The sequence below is a fragment of the Brevundimonas sp. UBA2503 genome, from assembly GCF_002341485.1.
GTDB lineage: Bacteria > Pseudomonadota > Alphaproteobacteria > Caulobacterales > Caulobacteraceae > Brevundimonas > Brevundimonas halotolerans.
Map to the genome: position 1 here is coordinate 65,556 of NZ_DDOD01000019.1, position 23,992 is coordinate 89,547.

General features: G+C 67.9%; 22 protein-coding genes and 1 tRNA gene. 13 read left to right on the forward strand and 10 right to left on the reverse strand.

Annotated elements, in window-relative coordinates:
• Positions 1-74 precede the first annotated feature (74 nt).
• Positions 75-794, forward strand: a complete 720-nt coding sequence (locus tag B4K74_RS08700; protein ID WP_286692613.1) for an HAD hydrolase-like protein — start codon at positions 75-77, stop codon at positions 792-794.
• Between the two features lie 22 nt (positions 795-816).
• Positions 817-891 (forward strand) — tRNA-Val (locus tag B4K74_RS08705).
• 16 nt (positions 892-907) lie between these two features.
• On the opposite strand, the gene mnmH is transcribed toward B4K74_RS08705, so the two are convergent.
• Both mnmH and selD read right to left on the reverse strand, forming a co-directional pair.
• Positions 908-2,002 carry a tRNA 2-selenouridine(34) synthase MnmH gene (gene mnmH, locus B4K74_RS08710; RefSeq protein WP_286692614.1) on the reverse strand — a complete coding sequence of 365 codons (1,095 nt, stop codon included), beginning with the start codon at positions 2,000-2,002 and terminating at the stop codon, positions 908-910.
• Positions 1,999-3,054 carry a selenide, water dikinase SelD gene (gene selD, locus B4K74_RS08715; RefSeq protein WP_123286319.1) on the reverse strand — a complete coding sequence of 352 codons (1,056 nt, stop codon included), beginning with the start codon at positions 3,052-3,054 and terminating at the stop codon, positions 1,999-2,001. The genes mnmH and selD overlap by 4 nt, the downstream gene beginning before the upstream one ends.
• A 189-nt stretch (positions 3,055-3,243) precedes the next feature.
• On the opposite strand from selD, the gene B4K74_RS08720 reads away from it, so the two are divergent.
• Positions 3,244-4,332, forward strand: coding sequence for an ABC transporter ATP-binding protein (locus B4K74_RS08720; protein ID WP_286692615.1), 1,089 nt, complete (start codon positions 3,244-3,246; stop codon positions 4,330-4,332).
• Positions 4,333-4,346: 14 nt separating this feature from the next.
• Here B4K74_RS08720 and B4K74_RS08725 read toward each other — a convergent pair whose 3' ends face one another.
• Positions 4,347-6,191 (reverse strand): pre-peptidase C-terminal domain-containing protein, encoded by a 1,845-nt coding sequence (locus tag B4K74_RS08725; RefSeq protein WP_286692616.1) that lies wholly within the window; start codon positions 6,189-6,191, stop codon positions 4,347-4,349.
• Positions 6,192-6,297: 106 nt separating this feature from the next.
• Between B4K74_RS08725 and folD the strand changes: the two genes are divergently transcribed.
• From folD to B4K74_RS08750, 5 genes are all read left to right on the forward strand, one after another.
• Positions 6,298-7,224: a bifunctional methylenetetrahydrofolate dehydrogenase/methenyltetrahydrofolate cyclohydrolase FolD gene (gene folD / locus B4K74_RS08730; RefSeq protein ID WP_286692617.1), complete on the forward strand. Its 927-nt coding sequence runs from the start codon at positions 6,298-6,300 to the stop codon at positions 7,222-7,224.
• Between the two features lie 85 nt (positions 7,225-7,309).
• Positions 7,310-7,924 carry a LemA family protein gene (locus B4K74_RS08735; RefSeq protein ID WP_286692618.1) on the forward strand — a complete coding sequence of 205 codons (615 nt, stop codon included), beginning with the start codon at positions 7,310-7,312 and terminating at the stop codon, positions 7,922-7,924.
• Positions 7,921-8,745, forward strand: coding sequence for a TPM domain-containing protein (locus tag B4K74_RS08740; protein WP_286692619.1), 825 nt, complete (start codon positions 7,921-7,923; stop codon positions 8,743-8,745). The genes B4K74_RS08735 and B4K74_RS08740 overlap by 4 nt, the downstream gene beginning before the upstream one ends.
• Entirely contained in the window at positions 8,745-9,431 is a 687-nt protein-coding gene (locus B4K74_RS08745) for a TPM domain-containing protein (protein WP_286692620.1), read from the forward strand. The genes B4K74_RS08740 and B4K74_RS08745 overlap by 1 nt, the downstream gene beginning before the upstream one ends.
• 61 nt (positions 9,432-9,492) lie before the next feature.
• Positions 9,493-10,236, forward strand: a complete 744-nt coding sequence (locus B4K74_RS08750; protein ID WP_123286313.1) for an endonuclease/exonuclease/phosphatase family protein — start codon at positions 9,493-9,495, stop codon at positions 10,234-10,236.
• On the opposite strand, the gene B4K74_RS08755 is transcribed toward B4K74_RS08750, so the two are convergent.
• Complete coding sequence (locus B4K74_RS08755; protein ID WP_286692621.1) at positions 10,188-11,699, reverse strand: phospholipase D-like domain-containing protein; 1,512 nt, start codon at positions 11,697-11,699, stop codon at positions 10,188-10,190. The two genes, B4K74_RS08750 and B4K74_RS08755, sit on opposite strands and share 49 nt — an antisense overlap.
• Before the next feature lie 84 nt (positions 11,700-11,783).
• Here B4K74_RS08755 and B4K74_RS08760 point away from each other — a divergent pair, with 84 nt between their 5' ends.
• The 3 genes from B4K74_RS08760 (at position 11,784) to B4K74_RS08770 (ending at position 15,406) form a co-directional block, all read left to right on the forward strand.
• A complete protein-coding gene (locus B4K74_RS08760; protein WP_286692622.1) occupies positions 11,784-12,059 on the forward strand; it encodes a hypothetical protein in 276 nt (91 codons plus the stop codon).
• A gap of 124 nt (positions 12,060-12,183) precedes the next feature.
• Positions 12,184-14,709, forward strand: a complete 2,526-nt coding sequence (locus tag B4K74_RS08765; protein ID WP_286692623.1) for a tipN — start codon at positions 12,184-12,186, stop codon at positions 14,707-14,709.
• A gap of 103 nt (positions 14,710-14,812) precedes the next feature.
• Positions 14,813-15,406: a hypothetical protein gene (locus B4K74_RS08770; RefSeq protein ID WP_286692624.1), complete on the forward strand. Its 594-nt coding sequence runs from the start codon at positions 14,813-14,815 to the stop codon at positions 15,404-15,406.
• Here B4K74_RS08770 and B4K74_RS08775 read toward each other — a convergent pair.
• A complete protein-coding gene (locus tag B4K74_RS08775) occupies positions 15,377-16,558 on the reverse strand; it encodes an MFS transporter (RefSeq protein WP_286692625.1) in 1,182 nt (393 codons plus the stop codon). The two genes, B4K74_RS08770 and B4K74_RS08775, sit on opposite strands and share 30 nt — an antisense overlap.
• Before the next feature lie 49 nt (positions 16,559-16,607).
• On the opposite strand from B4K74_RS08775, the gene B4K74_RS08780 reads away from it, so the two are divergent.
• Both B4K74_RS08780 and pip read left to right on the forward strand, forming a co-directional pair.
• Entirely contained in the window at positions 16,608-16,982 is a 375-nt protein-coding gene (locus B4K74_RS08780; RefSeq protein ID WP_286692626.1) for a DUF423 domain-containing protein, read from the forward strand.
• 18 nt (positions 16,983-17,000) lie between these two features.
• Complete coding sequence (gene pip, locus B4K74_RS08785; protein WP_123286308.1) at positions 17,001-17,981, forward strand: prolyl aminopeptidase; 981 nt, start codon at positions 17,001-17,003, stop codon at positions 17,979-17,981.
• Between the two features lie 9 nt (positions 17,982-17,990).
• Here the strand turns inward: pip and rodA are convergent, their stop codons facing one another.
• The 5 genes from rodA to B4K74_RS08810 all read right to left on the reverse strand — a co-directional run bounded on the left by rodA (position 17,991) and on the right by B4K74_RS08810 (position 23,844).
• Positions 17,991-19,148, reverse strand: a complete 1,158-nt coding sequence (gene rodA / locus B4K74_RS08790; protein ID WP_286692627.1) for a rod shape-determining protein RodA — start codon at positions 19,146-19,148, stop codon at positions 17,991-17,993.
• Positions 19,145-21,220: a penicillin-binding protein 2 gene (mrdA, locus tag B4K74_RS08795; protein ID WP_286692628.1), complete on the reverse strand. Its 2,076-nt coding sequence runs from the start codon at positions 21,218-21,220 to the stop codon at positions 19,145-19,147. The genes rodA and mrdA overlap by 4 nt, the downstream gene beginning before the upstream one ends.
• The gene (locus B4K74_RS08800) at positions 21,217-21,735 is read right to left on the reverse strand and encodes a hypothetical protein (RefSeq protein WP_286692629.1); all 519 of its coding nucleotides are present in this window, start codon (positions 21,733-21,735) and stop codon (positions 21,217-21,219) included. The genes mrdA and B4K74_RS08800 overlap by 4 nt, the downstream gene beginning before the upstream one ends.
• The gene (gene mreC / locus B4K74_RS08805) at positions 21,732-22,673 is read right to left on the reverse strand and encodes a rod shape-determining protein MreC (protein WP_286692630.1); all 942 of its coding nucleotides are present in this window, start codon (positions 22,671-22,673) and stop codon (positions 21,732-21,734) included. The genes B4K74_RS08800 and mreC overlap by 4 nt, the downstream gene beginning before the upstream one ends.
• Before the next feature lie 136 nt (positions 22,674-22,809).
• Positions 22,810-23,844, reverse strand: coding sequence for a rod shape-determining protein (locus B4K74_RS08810; protein WP_123285774.1), 1,035 nt, complete (start codon positions 23,842-23,844; stop codon positions 22,810-22,812).
• Between the last annotated feature and the right edge of the window lie 148 nt (positions 23,845-23,992).

Genomic DNA, 23,992 nt, shown 5'->3' on the forward strand with positions numbered 1-23,992 from the left:
ATCGTCCCTCGTCTAGTCGTCCGTCTGGTCGTCCGGGGCGGCATAACGCATGAGACGGCATAAGGGGAGGCTATATGTCTGCAAAGGCGAAGGAATGGACGCTGCTGTTCGACCTTGACGGGACGCTGGTCGATTCCGCGCCGGACCTGATCGGGACGCTGAATGCCGTGCTGGCGACCGATGGCCTGCCGGCCCTGCCGCTGGCGCAGGGGCGTGACCTGATCGGGCATGGGGCGCGGGCCCTGTTGCGGCGCGGATATGAGACGGCGGGGGCGCCGCTGGGGGACGACGCGCTGGATGTGCGGTTCGCCCTGTTCCTGGAGCTGTATGTCGGGCGGATCGCCGACCTGACCCGGCCCTATCCCGGCTGTGTCGCGGCACTGACCGCGCTGAAGGCCGAGGGCTATACGCTGGCGGTGACGACCAACAAGCGGACCGATCTGTCGGTGGCCCTGACCGATGCACTGGATATCACGGGCCTGTTCGCCTGTGTGTACGGGCCGGACCGGGTGTCAGCGCGCAAGCCCGACGCCGCCCATCTGCTTGATGCGATCGCGGCCTGTGGCGGACGGGCCGACCGCGCCCTGATGGTCGGCGACAGCAGTCTGGACGCCGGGGCCGCCCACGCCGCCGGCCTGCCGTTCGTGGCGGTGAGCTTCGGCTATGCCGACATGGCGATTCCCGCGATGAAGCCGTGGGCGGTGCTGGACCATTACGACGCCTTTCCGGCGCTGGTGGCGCGCTGTGTGGCCGAGACCGAACAGGCCCTTGCCCTTGCCGGATCGCCGGGCTAAACACCCCGCCTCCTGACCGGTCGGATGCGTAGCTCAGCGGGAGAGCACCTCGTTCACACCGAGGGGGTCACAGGTTCAATCCCTGTCGCATCCACCATTCCTTGCTTATGCCGTCATGCCTCGTTTGAACGCCCCGGCCCGGGCGCGCTGACCTGGGCGACCGTTTCTGCGATACGTCTGGCGGCTTCTTGCAGATCACTGTCGGACATGCGCTCGAGCATTATGCGCAATAAGACGGATCGTCTGGCGGCTGCCCCGCGGCGGTAGGCAGGGTCATAGTGTTGCAGCATCAGATCCGTGACGAGCTCGGCAAGGCGTCCTTCCCGTGCAGCGGCGGACCAGCCTGCGATGGTCTCCCGGCTATGGTGGCGAGGGAGGCGGGCGAGCGCGGCCTGCAGCGCCTCGACATCGGCACCAATCGCTTGATACTCGCCCAGGATATGCGCGACGCGCGCCTCGACCGGTACGATCAGCTCGATGCGGGGCGCCCGTTTCATCGCCGTCCACAGGACCGGTGGAAGCGAGAGGTTGCCGATACGGCTGGATTCGGCTTCGACGATGATCGGCCGTGTCCGGTTCAGACAGGCCAGCGCCTCGGCCAGGCGGGTCTCGAACAGCTTCTGGCCGGGCTGGGGAACGTGCGTCGCGCCGAACAGTGAGCCCCGGTGATCGGCCAGGGCCTCAAGGTCAATCGTCTGGACACCCTCGTGCGAGAGCCGGCGAAGGAGCTCGGTCTTGCCGCTGCCGGTATACCCGTCGAGAAGAATGAGGTTCAGTGCCGCATCACCGGGGGGCTCCTCGCCATAGAGATCGGCCACGACCTTTCGCCGCCAGGTCTGATACCCGCCCTCGAGCCGGGTCACCGGCCAGCCGACCTGCTCCATGACCGTGGCCATGGCGGCCGACCTCTGGCCGCCGCGCCAGCAGTAGACGAGGGGCCGAAAACCCCCGTCATGATCCGCCAGCGCGGTCTGCAGATGGTCGGCGATGTTGTGGGCGACCCAGGCCGCGCCGGTGCGCCGCGCGAGAAATTTGGAGCGCTGCACGAACATCGTACCGACCTCGGCGCGTTGGGCATCGTCGAGAACAGGCAGGTTGATCGCGCCCGGGATATGGTCTTCGGCGAACTCTGCCGGGCTACGGACGTCGATGATCGCATCGTAGCCCTGACGGGCGGCAAGGCTCAGATCGGTCGTCGTGCGAATCACGGACCCTGAACCACTGTGACGCCAGCGGGTCCTTCCAGCACCCGGCCGACCCGACACGCAGAGGCGAAGCCAAGGGTCCGGGCCAGAGCCAGGACCTCTTCAGCCCGGTCCGGAGCTACCGAGATCAAAAGCCCGCCGCTGGTCTGAGGATCCGTCAGCAGGTCCCGTCGCCAGGGTGCGAGGCCATCCGGCAGGATCACCGCGGCGCCATAGGCCGTCCAGTTGCGGGTCGACGCGCCGGTGCGGACCCCGGCTTCAGCGAGCGCGATGGACGACGGCAGACAGGCGGGGGCGTCAGCGTCGACTTCGATGGCCATCCCGGACCCGCGCGCCATCTCCAAGGCGTGACCCAGCAGGCCAAAGCCCGTGACATCAGTGACGGCGTGGACGCCCTCAAGGTCCGGGAGGCGTGCGCCCAGGGTGTTCAGCTGGGTGGTGGATGCAATGAGGGCTTTGTAACCCGCGTCGTCCAGCCGCCCCTGTTTGAAGGCCGCGCTCAGAACGCCGACGCCGAGAGGCTTGGTCAGGATCAGGACGTCACCTTCCCGGGCCGTGCGGTTCGCAAGCACCTTTTCCGGATGGACCAGGCCGAGGGCCACGAGCCCGTAGATGGGCTCGACGCTGTCGATGGAGTGACCGCCGGCGATCGGGATCCCGGCGGCGGCGCAAACCGAGGCGCCGCCCTCCAGCACCTTGCCGATCGTCCCGACGGACAGCTTGCCGATCGGCATGCCGACGATGGCCAGCGCGAGGATGGGAGTCGCCCCCATGGCATAGACATCGGACAAGGCGTTGGTCGCGGCGATACGGCCAAAGTCGAACGGATCATCGACCATCGGCATGAAGAAGTCTGTGGTGGCGACCAGGGCCTGGCTGTCGTTCAGGCGCCAGACCGCCGCATCATCAGACGTCTCCCTGCCAACCATCAGCGACGCAAAGGGCGCGGCCTGCGGTGTGCCCGCAAGGATCGCCTGGAGGAGATCGGGGGCGATCTTGCAGCCACAGCCGCCACCATGGGCAAGCGATGTCAGTGCGGGCTCGGTGAGGGTCATGTCTCGCCGTCTCCTGTCCCGGGGCCCACGTCAACCCTCCGGGGTTCCGGATCAGCGGGTCGGGCAGGTCGCCCGGCGGCTGAAGGGGCATGGGAAAACCCTGGCGACATGTTCCTGTCACGCCGCGCTTGATCGGGGCCTGTAACCGGTTACGTTGACCGCAACGAGAAACGAAGGGCAGGAAGCGCGATGGCAGGCGTCCGTCTCAACGGCGTGCGGAAGGACTTTGGCGCCGTGCAGGTGCTGAAGGGCATCGACCTCGACATCGCCGACGGGGAGTTCGTCGTGTTCGTCGGACCGTCGGGCTGTGGCAAGTCGACCCTGCTGCGCACCATCGCGGGGCTGGAGGACGTCAGCGCGGGCGAGGTGACGATCGGCGACCGGGTGGTCAATGAGCTGTCGCCCTCGGACCGGGGCATCGCCATGGTGTTCCAGTCCTATGCGCTTTATCCACACATGACAGTGCGCGAGAACATGGCCTTTGGCCTGAAGCTGGCCAAGCACGACAAGGCCGAGATCGAGCGGCGCGTCGATGCGGCGGCGGCTATCCTGAACATCACCGACTATCTGGACCGTAAGCCCAAGGCCCTGTCGGGCGGACAGCGCCAGCGCGTGGCGATCGGCCGGGCCATTGTGCGCGAGCCCGAGGTCTTCCTGTTCGACGAGCCGCTGTCGAACCTGGACGCGGCTCTGCGGGTGCGCATGCGCTATGAGTTTGCGGCCCTGCACCAGCGGCTGAAGACCACCATGGTCTATGTGACGCACGACCAGATCGAGGCCATGACGCTGGCCGACCGGATCGTGGTGCTGAACGGCGGGGTGATCGAACAGGTCGGCGCGCCGATGGACCTGTATGAGCACCCCTGCAACCGCTTCGTCGCCGAATTCATCGGCAGTCCGAAGATGAACATGATCTCCGTGACGCTGGTCGAGGCCGGGCCGAAGGGCGCAGTGCTGAAGACCGCCGGCGGCGATACGCTGCGGGCCGCGGTCAAGGCCGAGGGCGCGAAGCCGGGCGATACGCTTACGCTAGGGATCCGGCCCGAGCACCTGTCGCTGGACGGACCGGGCGAGGCGATTCACGGGCGGGCCGACTTTGTCGAGACTCTGGGCAATGCCACCTATGCCTATATCGACATCGGCGAGGGCCACGACAGTATGACGGCCCAGCTGGCCGGGTCGGCGCGGCCGAAGTCAGGCGACCGGCTGGAGCTGAAGCTGCAGGCCGAGCACGCCTATCTGTTCGATGCCGACGGCAAGGCGTTTCAGCGGCTGTAGCGGCCGACGCCTGCTCAGGGCTTGCGTTCGACCTTGAGGGCGTAAGCGCCGGTTTCGGACTGGCCGTAGCTGCCGGCGCGGATGATGTAGACGCCGTCGTCGGGGACTTCCCATTCCAGACGCGCGTGGGTGTCGGACAGGCCGTCGTCGTCGCTGGCCAGCACCTCGATATCATCGTCATCCTTTTCGCGACCTACAATAATAAAGGCGTCGAAGGCATTGGAAACCATGGTGATAATCAAGGCCTCCCCTTCCTTGGCGTGGATGCGGTAGGCGTCGAAATAGCTGCCGTCGCCGGCGGCGGCATCGGCCTCACCCAGGGTACCACGGGCCGTGGCCCCGACCAGAATACTGCCCGGCGCGGGGGCGGGGCCCCGGTCGATCAGTTCGAGGGAATAGAGGCCCTCATTGTCCGCGCTGAGCGGGGACAGGCGGATCACATAGTCGCCGTCCGCCGGCAGGGTGAAGTTCAGCCGCGAATCCGTGCCTTCGCCCAGACCGTCATCGTCGGTGGCCAGGGGCTCGAACTCGCCGTCGGCAGAGCTGATCCTCAGGAAGGTGTCGAAGTCACCCGAGCGGGCGATGATCTGGACGCGGTTGCCCTCGACGCCGGTGAAGCGGAAGGAGTCATAATTGCGGTCCTGACCATCCAGCGGGTCCTTGTCGTCGATGACGCCTTCCTGAACGGCGCCGAAGGCGATGAGCTCGGGCGGGCGCTCGGGCGCGATCTCGGCGAGGCTGAGGGTATAGTCGCCCTCGACTGTCTGGCTGAAGCCGCGCACTTCGACCAGATAGGGGCCGGAGCCCTCGAGCGTGCGGATCAGGCGGGAATTGGTGCCGTCGTTGTCGTCGTTGTCGTCCAGACGTGTCGGCGGTGTGCCGTCGTCGCGATAGAGCACCAGATAGGTGTCGAAATCCTCGGCCTCGAGGCGGATGTCGATGCGCTGACCCTCGCGTCCGTCGAAGCGGTAAAGGTGCGCGCGGTAGCCTTCGTCATTGACCGGCGTCTCCGCATTGATCGTGCCGGTGAGGCTGTCGCCGAGGGTCAGCCGCTTGGCCTCGGGCGGCGGCGGGGCGGGCTGGAGGGAGAGGGTGTAGGTCCCGCCCTCGCTGGCCGAGAGAGGACGGACCCGGATGACATAGTCGCCGCGCGCCGGGGCCGCGAACACCAGTCGGGAGTTCAGGCTTTCGCCGTCGTCGTCATTGAAGGCCAGTTCCGCGAATACGCCATCCGACTGCGTCCCGACCTGGAGGTAGGTGTCAAACTCGTCCGAGGAGAGCTGCAGCACCAGCCGCTCCCCCGCATCGGCGACAAACCGGTAAGCGTCGTAGGCGACCTCGTCGTCCGTGACGGGATCGGAGTCGTCGATCACGCCCTCGACCGTCTGACCGAGCATGATCATCCCGGGCTCGGGCGCCGCGGGTGCGGGGGGACGCTCGCGCGCGATCAGGCTGTAGGTCCCGAGGGGGCCGTCGGCAAAGGAGCGGGCGCGAAGCGTGTAGATGCCGTCTGCCGGGGCCGTGTAGCGGAGACGGGCGTCGGTCCCATCGCCGAAACTGTCGTCATCGGCCGCGACCACATCCTCCGGGCCATCGGGGCCGTAAAGCTCCAGATAGGCGTCGAAATCATCCGAGCGCATATCGACCTCGATCCGCTGACCGGCGGTCAGCGCGAGGCTGTAGGCGTCCGCAGGGCCACCGCCGTCATCGCCACGATCGCTTTCCTCAAGCGCGGCATCCAGACCCTCGCCCAGCACAAGGGTGCCGGCGTCTTGGGCTGACGCGCCACTGGCCGCGAGCAAGGCCAGCGCCGAGGCGCCGGCAAGGCCGAGCAATCTGGTCCCGTGGAATCGGCGCATGGTATCCCCTTCACAGCTTTCCCCGATCATAGACGCCGAACCCCGGCCTGTGTAAATCGCCTGACCGCAACGATTCCTGACGAGGGATCGGCAGAACGGACCCGCCATGACCGCCACCCCCTCCCCGACCGCCCGGATCATCGACGGAAAGGCCCGTGCGGCGGCCCTGGTCGATCAGGTGGCCGAGGCCGCAGCCCGGCTGATGGCCGACACGGGGATCGTGCCCGGACTGGCGGCGGTGCTGGTGGGCGAGGACCCGGCCAGCCGCATCTATGTGAAGAGCAAGGGCGAGACGGCGGCGCGCGCGGGGCTGAACTCCTTCACCCACAGGCTGGGGGCCGAGACGACCGAGGCGGAGCTGCTGGATCTGGTGGCGCAGCTGAATGCCGACCCGGCGGTGCATGGCATTTTGGTGCAACTGCCCCTGCCCGCCCACATCCGCGAGACAGCGGTGCTGGCGGCCATCGACCCGGACAAGGACGTCGACGGCTTTCACGTGATCAACGCCGGACGACTGGCGACCGGCCAACCCGGGCTGGTCCCGTGCACGCCGTTGGGGTGCATCAAGCTGTTGAAGGCCACGCTGGGCGATCTGTCGGGGCTGGAGGCCGTGGTGGTCGGGCGCTCGAACATTGTCGGCAAGCCGATGGCCCAACTGCTGCTGGCCGAGAGCTGTACCGTCACCATCGCCCATTCGCGCACGCGGGACCTGGCCGAGGTCTGCCGCCGGGCGGATATTCTGGTGGCGGCGGTGGGGCGGCCGATGATGATTCGCGGTGACTGGATCAAGCCGGGCGCGACCGTCATCGATGTCGGCATTAACCGGGTGCCGTCGGCCGATCCGCTCAAGGCCGCCGAGGGCAAGACCCGCGTGGTCGGCGATGTGGACTATGCCTCGGCAGCAGCCGTCGCGGGGGCCATTACGCCGGTGCCGGGCGGGGTCGGGCCGATGACCATCGCCTGCCTGCTGGCCAACACCTATGCCGCCGCCTGTCGCGCGGCGGGTGTGGAACCGTCACAGTTGGGCGCTTGAAGCGGAGGCGTTCCGGGCCGATACTCCCCGAGGGGCCGAAGCATGGGTCCCGGATCGGCCCAAGTTCGGCCAAAGGGGGCTACCGATGACTGTCCTGCGCACTCCCGTTCTCGCCGTTGCGGCGGTTACCCTGACCTTGGGGGGCTGTGGCTACAACACCATCCCGACGCAGGAAGAGGCCGCGCGCACCAAATGGGCCGATGTCGAAGCCCAGTACCAGCGGCGGGCCGATCTGATTCCGAACCTTGTGGCGACCGTACAAGGCGCCTCGATCGCCGAGCGCGAGACCCTGACGCAGGTGATCGAGGCCCGCTCGCGCGCCACCTCGATCCAGCTGGACGCCGACGCCCTGTCCGATCCGGCGGCGGTGGCCCGCTATCAGGCCGCGCAGGGCGAACTGAGCCAGGCGCTGTCGCGGCTGATGCTGGTGGTCGAGCAGTATCCCCAGATCCAGTCGAACGCGAACTTCATCGCCCTGCAGAGCCAGCTGGAGGGGACCGAGAACCGGATCGCCGTGGCCCGCCGCGACTACAATGAGGCGGCGCGGGTCTATAATACGACGCTGAGGACCTTCCCGGGCAATATCTGGGCCTCGACCTTCCATTCGGGGTCTGACCCCCTGCCGCTGTTTACGGCGTCGCCGGGCGCCGAGACCGCGCCCCAGGTGCAGTTCAACACCGGAGCGACCCCCGCACAGTGACCCGCGCCCTGATCGTCGAGCGACTGACATGGCGGGCCCTTGTCGCGGGCCTGATGGCGATGGCGGTGTGGCTGGTTCTGGCGCTGCCGGGGCTGACGCAGCCGGCCTTTCCCGAGCTGACCGGGCGGGTGGTCGACGGGGCCAATCTGCTGAGCCCGGCCAGGGAAGCCGAGCTTGAGGCGCGGCTGGCCGCGCTGGAGCGGGACACGAGTGATCAGCTGGTGGTGGTCACGGTGCGCTCGCTGGACGGCTATGACATCGCCGACTACGGCACGCGGCTGGGGCGTCACTGGCAGATCGGCCAGGAGGGCGGCGACAACGGCGTGTTGCTGATCGTTGCCCTGGAAGAGCGCAAGATCCGCATCGAGGTCGGCTATGGCCTCGAGGGCATACTGACCGATGCCCTGTCGGCCCTGATCATCCACGAGCAGATCACCCCGGCCTTCAAGGAAGGCGGGTTCGAGCGCGGCATCGAACAGGGGGTGGTGGCCATTGAGGAACAGCTGCGGCTCGACCCCGAAGAGGCCATGGCCCGGGCGGCGACGGTCGAGGCGGCCGAGGCCGAGGTGCCGGTCGGGGCCCTGATCATCATCGCCCTGGTGTTCGGCTTTATCCTGATTGCCGTGATCGGCATCGTCAGCAGTGCCAGCGGGCGGCGCCGGCGGGGCGGGTCGGACATTGCGCCGATCCTGATCTGGGCGGCATCCGAGGCCCTGCGCTCGCGTGGCGGCGGGGGCGGTGGCGGAGGTTTCGGCGGCGGCGGTGGATTTGGTGGCGGAGGGGGCAGCTTTGGCGGCGGCGGCGCCTCGGGAGGCTGGTGATGCGTATTTCTCCTGCTGATCACGACCGTATCCGCCGCGCCGTCGAGGAGGCCGAACAGGCCACCTCGGGTGAGATCTTCTGCGTCATCGCCCGGCGCGTCTCGTCGTATCGCGAGGTGGGCCTCGCCTGGGCGGCGGCGGCAGCCATGATCCTGCCGCTGCTGCTGATCCCGCTGGGCTTCAGCCCGGCGTGGCTGCCCGGATTCTCCGACGGCTGGCAGGCGGCGCAGCTGGCGGCGACGCCGGTGACCATGGCCCAGACGCTGGGGGCCTATGCGCTGGTGCAGGTGGTGATCTTTCTGGCGGTGTTCCTGATCCACGGCCTGCCGGTGGTCCGTCGGCTGATGACCCCTGCCTCGATCCGTCGGCACCGGGTGCGCAAGGCGGCCATCCACCAGTTCCTGGCGCACGGCATCCATGTGACGGCCAATCGCACCGGGGTACTGATCTTTTGCGCGCTGGACGAGCACCGGGTCGAGGTGGTCGCCGACGAAGGCATCCACAGCCGTGTGCCGGTCGAGGTCTGGGCGGATGTGACCTCGGCCCTGACCCGCGAGCTGCGCGCGGGACGGCCCATCGAGGGGTTTGAGGCCGCGATTGCCCTGTCCGGTGAGGTGCTGTCGACGCATTTCCCTCCGGGACCGGACAATCTCAATGAGCTGTCGGATCGACTGGTCGAGCTGTGACGCCATCTGACGGCCCGATTGGTGACCGAAGCTGGCCCTGTTCTGCTGTCAGGAGGCACCCATGCCGCGCCTGATGTCGTACAATGTGCACCGCTGCGTCGGTATGGACCGCAAGCTGGATCTGGACCGGATCGTCGGCGTCATCGCCGAGTATGAGCCGGACATCGTCTGCCTGCAGGAGCTGGATGTCGGCCGCGCCCGCACGGGGGGTGTCGACCAGGCCGCCGAGATCGCGCGCAAGCTGGAGATGACGGTCCACTTCCACCCGGCCATGCGGGTCGAGGCAGAGTTATACGGCGATGCCGTGCTGACCCATCTGCCCGAGCGGCTGGTCAAGACGGACGCCCTGCCGAGCGTGGCGGGCATTCCCGGTCTGGAGCCGCGCGGCGCCCTGTGGGTGCGGATCGAGATCGACGGCCACGACCTGAATGTGATGAACACCCACTTCGGATTGGTGCCGCGCGAGCAGCAGCGGCAAGCCACGGCGCTGGTCGGACGCGACTGGCTGGGGCGCAAGGACTGCACCGGGCCGACCATATTGACCGGGGACTTCAATGCGACCTCGATCACCCGCCCCTATCGCATCCTGACCCGGCGGCTGGATGACGCGCAGCGGCGGCTGGGGCTGAAGCCGTCGGTGAAGACGTTTCCCTCCAGCTTCCCGGCGATCCGGATCGACCATGCGTTCGTCAGCCCGGAGATTCGGGTGACTGGGGTGCGGTCATCCTTCTCGCCGCTGGCCCGGATGGCGTCGGATCACCTGCCGCTGATCGTCGATTTCGAACTGCCGCCGGCCAGCGCCTGATCCGGGCGGTGGGTCGGATTGCGGCGCTTCCATGGACGCCAGGCATCATCGGTCGACGTCGGATCGCCCAGCTGCCATTCGGCGATGAAGGCCTCGGCGCGCGAGGGCGGGTTGGCGCCCAGCACGCGCATGCGGTCCGCCCCGAACGTCAGGATGGCCCGCCCGACCGAGCCGGTCACCTCCTCGGCTGCGCGATAGGCGTCCAGGGGCGCGCCGATGAAATGGGCCACCGAAGTCTGGCGTAGCCGCCGGATCGCCTGCCGCCCGGCCTCGTCGAGCGGCTCAGCGGCGATGTCGCATTCGGTGTCGAAGCCCATGGAGCGGTTGTTGAGATTGGCCGAGCCGATCCGCAGGACGCTGTCGTCGATGACCGTCACCTTGGCATGGACGATCAGGCGCTGGCCGCCCTCGGTCACGGGACTGAAGGCGAAGAAGCGGTTGTGGCGGTCGGCCTGCTCGAGCCGGTAAAGGACTTCGGAGCGGGTGGTGTCCATGGTCAGACGGTCGAACCAGCTGGGGCTCTGGCCGGTGGAGATAAGGACGACCTCGGGCCCGTCCGGCTCCTCCAGACGCCTGGCCAGGGCCGCCGCGATCCGGGGCGAGGTGAAATACTGGTTCTCGAAATAGATCAGGGATTTGGCTGATTCAATTGAAGCCAGATGCAAGGCCTCGACCTCACGGACCTCGCGTCGTCCCGCCCAGCGCGGCTCGGTACGGGAGACGCCGACGGGCACATCGACAAGGTCCGGCTCGATCCCGTCAGGCCAGGGATCCGTCTCTACGACATCGGGCCGGGTCCGCTCCCACGTCGCGCGGAACCAGCGCTCGCGGGCGAGGTCGCCGAGGGCGCGGGCGGCGTCGCCATCCATGACGCACATGGTTTCATGCCGCGGCGGGGCGATCAGGCCGGACGGCATGCAGCGCCGGGGATCGTCGTCCAGATGCTCGGGATTGTCCCAGCGGTCGGTGGCGACGTCGCCGCCCCCGGTAAAGGCCACGGCGTCGTCGATGACGATTACCTTCTGATGGTGGCAGGCACCCAGTGGCCCGGGCTGGTCCAGTCGGAACTCGACCATGCGCTTGCGGAACCAGCCCTGGGCCCGGTGGGGATAGAAGCCCTGCGACGCGGCGATCAGCAGCGGCGAGTTCCAGATCAGCAGGCGGACATCCAGCTCGGGCCGGGTCTTGACCAGCATACGCAGCTGGTGGCCGATCTGGGCCTGATGATCGTCGGGGCGGGTCTCGGGGTCCAGTCGCGTGCGGGGATCAAACTGCCAGCCCAGCAGGACAATGGACTTTTGCGCCTTGGCCAGAGACGAGGCCAGGGCTTCGAAATAGGCCTCATTGTCCATGAGCACGGCGAACCGGGACGCCTTGGCGGTTTTCCAGCAGGCTCCCGGCCGGTCGATCAGCGGGGAGCCGACGGTCAGGTGGGCGTCATCTCCGTCTGTGAACTGGCTCATGCCCCACCGGTATCCCACAGCCAAATTGACCATTCTCTCCGTCCCCTATCGCACGGCCCGGGTCAATCCGGAGCGATTCTTCACATGCCGATGATTGTCTGGACCGCGAAATTGGCGCATAAGAGGGCTGGTGTTGTCGCGGTATCGCGGCATGATGGGGAGTATTGGCCGCCGATGCAGGCCCTGATCGAAATGATCATCGGCTTTATCGCCATGCTGGCGGCTGCGGCGCTTGCCCAGTTCGGCGTGGAATCGCGCGCCGAACCCACATCCCGCCCGGAAGTGCAGCGCGTCACCGATTGCGACAAGCGGCCGACCTCCACGGTGCTGGTCGGCACGGCCGCCAAGCGGGATTGCTGATCCATCCCCTGCCCTTGCGCGCTTCGTTCATCTGAACCGCTTTGCGCCTGCGTCCTGACCCGTTAGGTTGACTTTCCGAGGTCGCGCCGGGGGGTGCGACGCCCGCGCATCGAGCAGAGTGTCTATGAAATCCCGCCAACGGCCGCCGCTGAACCTGACCGCTCCTGACGAGGGCGCAGACACGGCCGCGCGCGAGGGAGAGGCGACCGCTGTGAGCAAGGACACACCGGAGCCGCAGGCCCAACCGGCCGCCGAGACACGGGCCGAGCGCCGCAAGCGTCGCCAGAGCGAGCAGGCGGCCACCGCCGAGGCCGCGGAAGCCCCCCCGCCCATTCCCGAGCCGAAAACTGAGGCCAAAACCTCGCTGTCGGTGCCGGTCTCCAAGGGTGAGGCGGTGCCGACCGACGCCGCCAAAGACTCGTCCGAAAGCTCTGAACTGGCGCCGCTCCGCGCCGCGCTGGACACGGTGCCCGCCGAGCACATCAGCGCCAGCGGTGGCTATTGGACCGCAGGCCTGGCCGCCGCCCTGTGGGCCGGGGGCGTCGGTGCCTGGGCCGCCTATGAGGCGGGGTTCGGGTCAGCGCCCATCGAGCCGCTGAGACTGGCCTTCTATATTCTGGTCGCACTGGCGCCTGCGGGTCTGGCCTTCTTGCTGGCCCGCGCCGTGCACCAGTCACGGCTGATTGCGGCCGAGACCCGCCGGGCCCGGGGCCTGTCGGAAGCCCTGATGGCGCCGACCGCTTTGGCTGCGCACAAGACGGGCGAGGTTCTGGTCGGGCTGAGGAACGACATCGACCAAGCGGCGCTGGCCGCCGAACGCGCTCGTCAGGACATGGCCGAACTGCGCCGGTCGCTGGCCGAGGAAAGCCGCCTGCTGAACGAGGCCGCAGAGACTGCCGGTCGGACCGCCCGCAGGCTGGTCGAAAGCCTGTCGGGTGAGCGCGAGGCCATGGCCGCACTGGGCGGCACGCTGGAAGGTCAGGCCGCACAGGTGCTGGAGGTCGTGGATCGCCAGTCGCGCATGGTGGTCGAGGCCTCGGACCTGGCCCAGACCCAGCTGCGCGAGGCCGAAACGGCGTTGGCCGCGCGGGCCGCCGATATGGCCGCCGCCGCCGGGGAAGCCCAGGAAGCCGCCCGGGCCGCCGCCGATGATCTGGCCCGCCAGACCCTGCGACTCGAGAATGCCGGGGCCGGCGTCGCCGAACAGATCCAGTCGGTCGAGGAAGGTCTGGGACAACAGCGCGCGGCGCTGGTGACGGCCGCCTATTCCCTGCGCACCGATCAGGAAGACTTCTCGGCCCAGGTCGAGAGCCAGCGCGCGCAGCTGACCGAACAGCTGTCGGTGGTGCGCTCGACCAGCACTGAACTGGTCGAGACCACGGCCACGGGCACCGATGCCCTGCGTGATCTGGTCGAGGCGGCTGCGGACCAGTTCCGCGCCCTGATCGAGATGTCCCAGCGCGAGGCCGATAATTTCGACAGCGCCACCAAGGTCTCGCTGGACCGGTTCGAGGCCCTGTCGGCCGATGCCCGCGACACCCTGCTGGAGGAAAGCCGCAAGGCTCTGGAGGTGTTGAAGGCCACGGCCGAGGAGAGCCGCAGGGCCGCCGCCGAAGCCACGGAAGAGGCCCAGCTGCGCGCCGACCGTCTGGGCGAAGCCGTGTTCGAGGCCTCGCAGAAGGCCGAGGCCGCCGCAGAGGCGCGGATCGACGGGGCGCGCAAGGTGGTCACCCACACGGCCGATCTGGTCGATGAAGCGGGGGACCGGGCGCTGCAACGGCTTGAGGCCACCATTGAGCGGATGAATGCCGCCCTGCAAAGGGTCGATGACTCGATCAACGATCTGGACCAGCGCGCCGCCGACCTGCCCGAGCAGGCACGCGAGCGGGTCGATGCCGTGCGGGCCGCGGTCGAGGAAGGCCTGGCGGCCCTATCGGAGGCGTCGCGCAAGGCAGCCGACGACACCGAGGCGCTGGATGCCGGCTTCCAGGAGCGGGTCAAACGCAACTATGAAATGCTGACCGAGGCCGTGCGCCTGATGGGGGTGGTGTCGGGCGACGGCGGGCGTAGTCGGCGCGGCGCCCCCGACATGCCGCCCCTCGCGGAACCGGAGCCCCCTGCCCTGCGCCGTCCCCGGACCGAGCCGGAAGGGCGCGGGTTCGGTCTGCGCAACCGTAATGATGGCCCCAAGGCCCGCCCCGCCGACGAGGGGATGGGCTGGAAGGATCTGATGGGCGATGAGCCGGACGACGGGCCGATGGATCTGGACACGCCGGTGATGCCGCCCGCCGACACAGAAGCCCTGAACGAACGGATGCTGGCCTCGATCCGGCGTATGGGGGTCGATCCCAATGCCCTGCTGCCGCGCTCGCGCATTGAGGAGGCCGCCGAGGCCTTTGTCAGCCGCGATGCCGACACGGCGCGCCAGATCGTGCGCCGGGTGGCTCCCGCCGCCGTCCGCAGCGTGTCGCGCCGGGTGCTGAGCGATCCCGAGCTGAAGACCGACGCGGAGGCTTATGTCCGGACGTGGTCACGCATCCTGAAAGACCATGCCGCCAGCGGCGACGGACCGGCTGTTTTGAACCGTCTGGCCTCGGACGGTGGGCGGGCGTTCCTGCTGCTGGATGCGGCGGTCGGCGATCTCTCCTGACAGGGGAAACCGGCGTTACATTCCTGTTTTGGGGTTGACGATCCGGCCCCGATGACGACACGGTCCCCCGCCGTCATATGTCCGTCACAGCTCTCTCAGGCCCATGCTCGACACGCCCGCCGATGCCCAGCCGGATTTGCGACCCGGGCTTATGCTCTGCGCCTATGAGCCGGATCTGGCCTGGGGCGCGGACGGGACGGATGCAGACAGCGACTGGACACCGCCGGGCGCGCGCCTGATCCCGGTGAAGGCCGAAGCGCCGGAATCCCTGGCCCGCACCCTGATGGAACGCCTGCGCGATCCGGCCTGTCGGGCAGCGCTGCTGGTGGGACGGGCGGACGGCGCGGGTGACTTTCTGATCCAGACCCGGGCCGAGAACCGTGTACTGAACGGCAAGGCGCGGCTGGTGCCTACGGGGCCGGGTGTGGCGCGCGCCACCGCCCCCGCGCTGGAAATGGCCCAGACCCTGTCCGAGGCCGGCCTTGCGACCCGGCTGTCGTCCGAGACCGTGACCGATCCGGGCAACTATCTGCTGTACCGGGTGCTGTGCTCCCTGCCGGATGGGCCCGAGGCACCGCTGGTGGGCCTGCTGCGCGTGCCGGAGGGCGACGGGTCGGCGATCACCCGCGCTGTGCGACTGGCGGCCGAGGCCATGGCGCGGCACCTGTCACCCCTGCCCCGCCCCCGCGCGGCCTGAGCCAAGGCGTCGTCGAAGGCTGAGCGCGGCCAGCCCGCCCAGCGCCGCCATGCCCGCCATCGCCAGATAGCCCCCCGCGCCATAGCTGTCGTAGAGCGGCCCCGACAGGACGGTGGCGATGCCGATCAGGACCCCTGCGGATACCGTCGAGGACAGGGTCTGGGCGGCGGTTTGAGCGTCTTCGGGGGCCAGACGTTCGACGATCTCGACCCCGGCCAGATAGGTGGCGGCAAACGTCAGGGCGTGCAGGGCCTGAAACGGCCACAGCAGGGCCAGCGGCGGGCTGAAGGCCAGGGCCGTCCAGCGCAGGACACCCGCCCCGACCCCGACGGCCAGCATGGGCCAAGGGCCGATGCCGAGACGCCGTCGCCAGGGATCCAGCCACCACATGAAGCCAATCTCGATGATCACCGACCCCGCCCAGAGCGCGCCGACGAGGCCGGTCGACAGACCCTGCTGCGTCCAGAGGATGGCGGAAAAACCGTAGTAGAAGCCGTGGCTGGCCTGCACCGCGCCGATGGCGAGCAGGGCCATCATGAAGACCGGATCGGCCAGCAGGCGTCCCAGCCCCAGAAACCGGTTGCGGCCCGAGGCGCGGCCGGCGGCGCTGACGACCTCCGCTGGCAGGCCGAACTGGGCATAGAGGGCCATCAGGGCACTGCCCGCCACGATCCAGACGATCACCGCCGCGACCGGCAGCTGGATCAGCAGTGCACCCATGGCCAGATTGGCCAGCACAAAGGCCGCAGAGCCAAAGCCGCGCGGGACGGAGAAGGAAAAGCCCTCGCGCCGGGCGACGCGCAGGCTGAGCACATCGATCAGGGGGATGATGGCCGAGGTGGCGGTCGCGGCCACGAACCAGCAGGCGGTCCAGAGCACATAGCCCTCGACCAGGGCGGCGGCGCCATAGCCGGCCACCGCTACCCAGCCGAGGATGGCGATGGGCGCACGGCGGGTGGCGAAGCCATCGGCCCAGACGGCGATCATCGGCCCGGTCAGAAAGCGCGCCAGCATCGGCACAGCCAGCAGGGTGCCGATCTCCGCGCCGTCCAGCCCCAGACTTTTCAGCCACAGGCCGGCGAACGGCAGGCTGACCCCGGTGACGCCGAAGAGCAACACATAGTGAAGGGCAAGGCGGAACGGCGGCGTCATGATCTGTCCGATAGCAGACTCCGGCGATTCCGTGGGCTAGCGTCGCCGTATGACGGTGAATCGCACCCTGGCGGTGACAGCCTGTGGCCTTGGCACAATCTGTGTTCTGCTGGGGGCGTTCGCGGCCCATGGGGCGGGCCCGCAGGTCAAGACCCTGCTGACCACCGGGGCCCACTATGGCCTGATCCATGCCCTGCTGGCCGTCGTTGCCGCCACCCTGGCCCGACACAGCGCGGCCATTCGCTGGGCCGGCTGGCTGGCGGTGGTCGGTGGCGCCGTCTTTGCCCTGTCCCTGACGCTGGTCGGCATGGCCGGGCTGAGCGTCATGGGCGCCGTCGCGCCGATCGGGGGCCTCTTGATGGTCGCCGCCTGGCTGTTGTTTGCCTATGGGGCGTTTCGCATGCGCCCGTCTGACCTGTCCTGAACTGTAGAGCGAGTACCGATGTCCTTTCCCAAGCCTGAGGGCGACCGCCGCGACCTGTTCCCCGAGATCGAGGCCTTTGCCAGCGGGATGATGAAGACCCCGGACGGGCATGAGATCTATTTCGAGGAAAGCGGCAATCCGCAGGGCAAGCCGGTGCTGGTGCTGCACGGCGGTCCGGGCGGCGCGACCAGCCCGGGCATGCGGCGTTACTTCGATCCGTCGGCCTACCGGATCATCATGTTCGACCAGCGCGGCTGTGGCCAGTCGCGGCCCTACGCCTCGCTGGAGAACAACACCACCTGGACCCTTATCGAGGATATCGAGCGGCTGCGCGAGCGGTGCGGCGTGGACAAGTGGGTGGTGTTCGGCGGGTCGTGGGGTTCGACCTTGTCGCTGGCCTATGCGGTGACCCATCCCGAGCGGGTCAAGGCGCTGGTGCTGCGCGGCATCTTCCTGCTGACGAAGAAGGAGTTGCACTGGTTCTATCAGGACGGGGCGTCGATGATCTTCCCCGATGCCTGGGAGCGGTTCCTGGCGCCCATCCCGGAGGCCGAGCGCGACGACCTGATGGCGGCCTATGAGACGCGACTGACGGGCAAGGACGATGCCGCGCGAAACGAATGCGCCATCGCCTGGTCCAGCTGGGAGGGGGAGACGGTCAGCGTGCGCGGGCCGGACTCCCGCCCCGACAAGTTCGCCGAGGCTGAATTCGCCATCGCCTTTGCCCGGATCGAGAACCACTATTTCCGCAACGGCGGCTTCCTGCCCGAGGACGGCTGGCTGCTGAAGAAGATCGACCGCATCCGGCATATCCCGGCGTGGATCGCCCAGGGCCGGTTCGATGTGGTGACGCCGATGTCGGGGGCCTGGGCCCTGCACCGGGCCTGGCCGGAAGCGCGGTTGGAAGTGGTCGGCGACGCGGGCCACGCCTCGACCGAGCCGGGGATTGTCGACAGTCTGGTGCGCGCCACCGACTGGGCGGCGGGCCTGCCGGACTGACCTCGCGGCCTAGAACAGGCCGTTGCCCTTGGGCAGTTCGACGTAGCGGTGGACGCGGGTGGCCATGACCAGGCCAAAGCCGATCATGACCGTCAGCATGACGGTGCCGCCGTTTGACATCAGCGGCATGGGCACGCCCACGACCGGCGCCAGACCCATGACCATGGCGCCGTTGATCAACACATAGAGGGCGAAGGTCGCGGTGACCCCGGCCGTGGCCAGCCGGCCGAAATGGCTGTGTGACAGGGAGGCGATGCGGAGGGAGATCAGGATCACCCCCAGATAGCAGAGCAGCATGCCGAACGAGCCGACGAAGCCGAATTCCTCGGACACGGCCGCAAAGATGAAGTCGGTGTGGCGTTCCGGCAGGAATTCCAGCTGGCTCTGGCTGCCGAGACCATAGCCCTTGCCCAGCAAACCGCCGGAGCCCATGGCGATCTTGGACTGCATGATCTGATAGCCCTCGCCCGAGGGGTCAGCTTCCGGGTTGAGGAAGGTCAGGACCCGGTCGCGCTGATAGTCGTGCATGACGAACTGGATGAAGGGCCAGACGCCGGCCAGTACGGTCCCGCCTGCAACGACGATAATCTTCCAGCTGAGGCCCGCAGCGAACATGATGGCTGCTCCGGTCATGCCCAGCAGCAGGGCACTGCCGAGGTCGGGCTGATGGGCGACCAAGGCAAACGGCGCCCCGATCATCAGGGCCGGATAGATCAGCTTCCAGTGAAAGCGGGCTTCCTGGGCGGTGGCGCCGTGGTACCAGCGGGCGAGCGCCAGAACGAGGGCGATCTTCATCAGCTCGGACGGCTGGATGCGGGTGACGCCAAGATCCAGCCAGCGGGTTGCACCCATGGCCGTATAGCCCAGCCCCGGCACCTCGATCGTGGCCAGCAGCACCAGCGAGCCGAAATAGGCCGGATACGCCAGATGGAACCACCATTTGAGGTTCACCATCGACAGGGCCAGCATGGCGGCCAGGCACACGCCAAACCGGATCAGATGTTTGGCGGCCCATGGCTCCCACGACCCCTGGGCCACGGAATAGAGCATGGCGGCGCCCATGCCCGCGATGGCGCACAGCAACACCAGCAGCCGCCAGTCGATCTGGGTGAATTTAACGGTCAGCCGGTCGCGCTCTCCGGGACGGGTCAGGGCCGAGGCGGTCATTGCGGATCCGGAAGATAGGGCTGCGGCCCGGGAAGATCCTGGGGCGCGGGTGGGTCCGGCGAGACCGGAACGGCCTCGGCAGCGGCGGATCCGGGCTCAGCCGCTGTGGGCGGCGGCGGAGCGGCGCCTTCGTCGATTATGGACCCCGCCTCGGGCTCGCGCGGCAGCGGCCGCTCGATGCGGGCGCGCATATCGGGATCCTTGAGCAGGGCCACCTTCATGACCTCGCGCGCGCGCGGCGCGGCGTCGGCCGAGCCGCCTGCCGGGGCATGCTGGATGATCAGGGCGATGGCATAGCGGGGCGCATCGTGCGGCGCGAAGGCGACGAACAGGGCATGGTCCCGCCGGCTCCAGACGGCATTGCGGGGCCCCCGCGATTCTCCGGGCTTGTAGTCCCGTGACTGCGCCGTTCCGGTCTTGCCGGCCATAAGGATGTCGCCAAGCCCCAACTGTGACGCACGATAGCCCGTGCCCCTGACATCATTGGCCACCGCCGCCATGCCCGCACGGACGATATCGAGGTGCTCAGTGCTGAACGGCAGATCAGCGAAGGTGGCTTCGGCGTAGGGCTCGCCGTCAATCGATTTGATCAGACGCGGCTGCACGGCCTTGCGGCCATTGGCGAGACGCGCCGTCATCACTGCCAGCTGCAGGGCGTTGACCGACAGGGCTCCCTGACCAATCGCAACGGACAGGGTTTCGCCGGGATACCATTTGGGATCGTCATCCCAGCTGGTGGCCTCGGTGTATTCGCGCTTCCATTTCTGGGACGGAACAATGCCGTCGGACTGACCCGCGATGCCGATCTCATAGCTGTGACCGAAACCGAGATCCTCGGCGACCCGTGCAATCCGGTCGACGCCAGCGCGATTGCAGAGGTGATAGAAATAGGTGTCGCACGAGTTCTTGATCGCATCGTGCATGTTCATCGAACCGTGCCCGCCGGCCTTCCAGCAGCGGAAGGTACGGGCTCCGAAGCGATAGCCGCCGGTGCAAGTCACCCGTTCGGCGGGGTCGATCCCGGCGTCGAGGAAGGCCAGGGCTGTGGTCATCTTGAAGGTCGAGCCCGGCGGGAAGGTGCCGTAGATGGCCTTGTCCAGCAGGGGCCGCCGCTCATAGTCGGCCCAGGCGCGATAGATGTTGCTGGGCACGCCCGAGACAAACAGGTTCGGATCGAAGGACGGTGACGACACCATGGCCAGGATGTCGCCGTTGCGCACGTCCATGACGACGCAGCCCCCGGATTCCTCGCCGAACACCTCGAGCGCGCGGTTCTGGATGTCGGTGTCCAGGGTCAGCACCACTTCCTTGCCCGGCACCGCAGGGCGGGAATTCTCCGGATCCTCGCCGACGACGCGGCCCCGGGCGTCGACCTCGACCCGCTGGCCGCCGGCCTCGCCACGAAGCTGGTCGTCGAGCGCCGCCTCGACGCCCTGACGGCCGATGCGGAAGCCGGGGTTGAACAGCAGGGCCGAGGGCTCTTCGCCCTTGTCGCGCACGGCCTTGATGTCGCGGTCCGACACCTTGGCCACATAGCCGACGACGTGGGCGAACGAGCCCCCGTGCGGGTAGTAGCGGGTCTCGTGCATGTCCGCCATCACGCCGGGCAGTTCGTTGGCGTAGAGATTGACCTTGGCGAACTCTTCCCAGGTCAGGTCGCTCTTGACCGGGACGGGCGAGAAACGCGGGGCGGCGTTGACGTCACGGATGATGCCGCGACGACGCTCGAGGGTGTCGGGGATCAGCCGGCCGAGCAGGTCCAGCGTCTGGTCCAGATCCTTGGTCTCGTCGCGAACCACCAGGACGCGGAAACTGGGCCGGTTGCCGGCGATGATCACACCGTCGCGGTCGCGAATGATGCCGCGCGGCGGCGGTACAAGCCGGAAGTTGAACTGGTTGGCGGTGGCGAGGGTGGTGTATTCCTGGGCCTGGACGACCTGCAGCTGGCCGAGGCGCGCGGTCAGGCCCAGCACGCCCAGCCCGGTCAGACCGCCCAGCACGAAGGTGCGCCGCAGGAAGGAGCCCTGCCGCTCATTGACGTCCGAAAAGAAGATCGAGGGTTCGCTGCTCATCGAAACCGCACATCGCCATCGTCAAACCGCTGGATCAGGCGATCCGCCAGCGGGAAGATCAGAAGCGTCGGCACTATCTGACCCAGAAGGGCCAGCAGACTCGGCGCCCGCCCGGCCACGATACTAACGATCACATAGGCCAGAAAGAAGGCCCCCAGGGCGGCGACCGTATACCAGACGAACAGGACGCGGGTTTCCTGTCCCATCAGGAAATTCCGGGACACCAGAATGGCCGCGTAGACGCACAGCAGCACCAGTCCCCAAAGACCCAGCGGGGCATACCACAGGAGGTCCAGAAACAGTCCGAGGACGAACAGCATCAGGGGCGCAGAGATCGAGGGCCGGATCAGCGGCCAGGCAAAGGCCAGCACCATGGGAATGATGGGCTCAGGCAGGCTGAGGCCGAACAGGGTCACAGGCGTGGCCAGGATCAGGGTGGCCAGCACGGCCAGCAGCGCCGGATAGATGATCCACTGCAGAGGTCCGACGACGCGAACGGCGACCGGACGTCTCACTCGCCTGCACCGCCGGGCTGGGGACCGGTCGCGGGGGCCGGCGCGGCCGCCGTGCCGAGCGCGGCCAGCGGCGGCGCGTTCAGGGTCTCGGGGTCAACCAGCTGGCCGAAGTCTTCGAATTTCAGGACCTTGACGAAGTCGATGGCGCCCCGGTCGCTGAACAGCTTGACCCGCCAGGAGCCGTCGATGCCGCGCGCGACGACGCCGATCGGCACCCCCCGGGGAATGCCGCCACCATCGCCCGAGGTCAGGACGCGGTCGCCGACCTCGACCGAGTCGGTCCCGCGCACATATTCCAGACGCGGATTGCCGCTGCCGTCACCGGTCAGCATGGCGCGGGCGTCGGTGCGGTCGATCAGCACCGGGATGCGGCTGGAGACATCGGTGACCAGCAGGACGCGGCTGACGCGGGGCGAGGTGCCGACCACCCGACCGACCAGGCCATGTTCGTTGATGACGGGGTTGCCGATGCGGACGCCCTGGCCTGTGCCGACATCGATCAGGCGCGAGCGGGCGAAGGGGCCACGCGATTCCGAGATCGACCGGGCGGTGGCCATCTCGACGTCCGGCTCGACCCGGATACCCAGCATGGCCTCATAGCGGGTGTTGATGTTCTGCAGGGCGATGTTGGCGTCGGCCACGGCCTGAAGCTCTGCAACCTGCTCCTTCAGGCGACGGTTCTCGGACACGGCAAAGAAATAGTCGCCGACGTAGTCGCTGGCGGCGCCGACCCAGCGGACGGGCGCGGCCAGCACGCCACCCACCCCACCCGAGACCTGATCCCCGGCGCCCCGGATGGCGTTCTGGCTGTCGGGATCCCCGCGCCGCTGGCTGAGCAGCAGGAAAACCGACACCGCCAGCACGGCGAGCACAGTCAGGCCCGCCGTCCAGATCAGCGGCACCTTGAGGTTCTCTAGCGGTCCGTCGCGAAACGCCACGGCGACCCTTGCATCAGAGGGTTGGTGTCAACCGGCCCAGGCAAGGACCGGCGGGCGAATCTGCCCACGGAGTCAGGCTATCGCAGAATCACCGGGGCTTGAAAACCACTGATGTCTGCGAGGCGCGAGACAGGCTCTAGAGCGAGCTTTCCAGCACGCCCTTCATCCAGCGCGGATGCTCCAGCACCCGGCCGCAGCCGATGGCGACGCAGGACAGCGGATCATCGGCAACCGAGACCGGAAGGCCCGTGTGATCGCGGATCTCGGCGTCCAGACCGCGCAGCAGGGCGCCTCCGCCGGTCAGCATAATGCCCTTGTCGGCGATGTCGGCGGCCAGCTCGGGCGGGGTCGCCTCGAGCGCGACCTTGACGGCGTCGATGATCTGGCTGACCGGCTCGGTCAGGGCCTCGGCGGCCTGGCGCTCGCTCATCTTCACTTCGCGGGGCACGCCCTGCATCAGGTCACGACCCTTGACCTCGATCGACAGGCCTTCGCCGTCGGCCGGGATGCGGGCGGTGCCGATGTCCTTCTTGATCCGCTCGGCGGTGGTCTCGCCGATCAGAAGGTTATGGTTGCGGCGCATATAGCTGATGATCGCCTCGTCCATCTTGTCGCCGCCGACGCGGACCGAGCGCGAATAGACGATGCCCGACAGGGACAGGACGGCCACCTCGGTGGTGCCGCCGCCGATATCGACGACCATGGAGCCGGTCGGCTCGTGGATGGGCAGGCCTGCGCCGATCGCGGCGGCCATGGGCTCGTCGATCAGGCCGACGCGGCGGGCCGAGGCGTTGAGACAGGAATCATTGATGGCGCGGCGCTCGACCGCCGTGGCACCCGACGGCACGCAGACGATGACCTTGGGGTTCACGAAGCCCTTGCGGTTATGCACCTTGCGGATGAAGTGCTTGATCATCTCTTCGGCGACTTCAAAGTCGGCGATGACCCCGTCGCGCATGGGACGGATGGCTTCCATGTGACCGGGCGTGCGGCCCAGCATCTGCTTGGCCTCGATGCCGACGGCGTGGACGATCTTCCGTCCACCGACGTTCCGGAGCGCGACGACCGAAGGCTCGTTCAGAACGATGCCCTTGCCCTTCATATAGATCAGGGTGTTGGCCGTGCCGAGGTCGATGGCGATGTCGTTCGAGATCATGCCGAAGAGATGCATAGGGGTGGGATACCGTTCCGGTTCGGGCCTTTTTGGGGCGGTCAGCGTTTTTGTCCGCTGCGACGAAGCCCCGCCCCGCTGCGCATCCCCACGCACGGGCCGTCCTGATCGATATCGCCGAGCCGACCGTGGCCCGTTTGCCCTTATG

Coding starts and splice junctions, on each gene's coding strand:
- B4K74_RS08700 (WP_286692613.1), top strand. CDS start 75: ATGTCTGCAAAGGCGAAGGAATGGACGCTGCTGTTCGACCTTGACGGG.
- selD (WP_123286319.1), bottom strand. CDS start 3,054: ATGACCCTCACCGAGCCCGCACTGACATCGCTTGCCCATGGTGGCGGC.
- B4K74_RS08720 (WP_286692615.1), top strand. CDS start 3,244: ATGGCAGGCGTCCGTCTCAACGGCGTGCGGAAGGACTTTGGCGCCGTG.
- B4K74_RS08725 (WP_286692616.1), bottom strand. CDS start 6,191: ATGCGCCGATTCCACGGGACCAGATTGCTCGGCCTTGCCGGCGCCTCG.
- folD (WP_286692617.1), top strand. CDS start 6,298: ATGACCGCCACCCCCTCCCCGACCGCCCGGATCATCGACGGAAAGGCC.
- B4K74_RS08735 (WP_286692618.1), top strand. CDS start 7,310: ATGACTGTCCTGCGCACTCCCGTTCTCGCCGTTGCGGCGGTTACCCTG.
- B4K74_RS08745 (WP_286692620.1), top strand. CDS start 8,745: ATGCGTATTTCTCCTGCTGATCACGACCGTATCCGCCGCGCCGTCGAG.
- B4K74_RS08750 (WP_123286313.1), top strand. CDS start 9,493: ATGCCGCGCCTGATGTCGTACAATGTGCACCGCTGCGTCGGTATGGAC.
- B4K74_RS08755 (WP_286692621.1), bottom strand. CDS start 11,699: ATGAGCCAGTTCACAGACGGAGATGACGCCCACCTGACCGTCGGCTCC.
- B4K74_RS08760 (WP_286692622.1), top strand. CDS start 11,784: ATGCCGATGATTGTCTGGACCGCGAAATTGGCGCATAAGAGGGCTGGT.
- B4K74_RS08765 (WP_286692623.1), top strand. CDS start 12,184: ATGAAATCCCGCCAACGGCCGCCGCTGAACCTGACCGCTCCTGACGAG.
- B4K74_RS08770 (WP_286692624.1), top strand. CDS start 14,813: ATGCTCGACACGCCCGCCGATGCCCAGCCGGATTTGCGACCCGGGCTT.
- B4K74_RS08775 (WP_286692625.1), bottom strand. CDS start 16,558: ATGACGCCGCCGTTCCGCCTTGCCCTTCACTATGTGTTGCTCTTCGGC.
- B4K74_RS08780 (WP_286692626.1), top strand. CDS start 16,608: ATGACGGTGAATCGCACCCTGGCGGTGACAGCCTGTGGCCTTGGCACA.
- pip (WP_123286308.1), top strand. CDS start 17,001: ATGTCCTTTCCCAAGCCTGAGGGCGACCGCCGCGACCTGTTCCCCGAG.
- rodA (WP_286692627.1), bottom strand. CDS start 19,148: ATGACCGCCTCGGCCCTGACCCGTCCCGGAGAGCGCGACCGGCTGACC.
- mrdA (WP_286692628.1), bottom strand. CDS start 21,220: ATGAGCAGCGAACCCTCGATCTTCTTTTCGGACGTCAATGAGCGGCAG.
- B4K74_RS08810 (WP_123285774.1), bottom strand. CDS start 23,844: ATGCATCTCTTCGGCATGATCTCGAACGACATCGCCATCGACCTCGGC.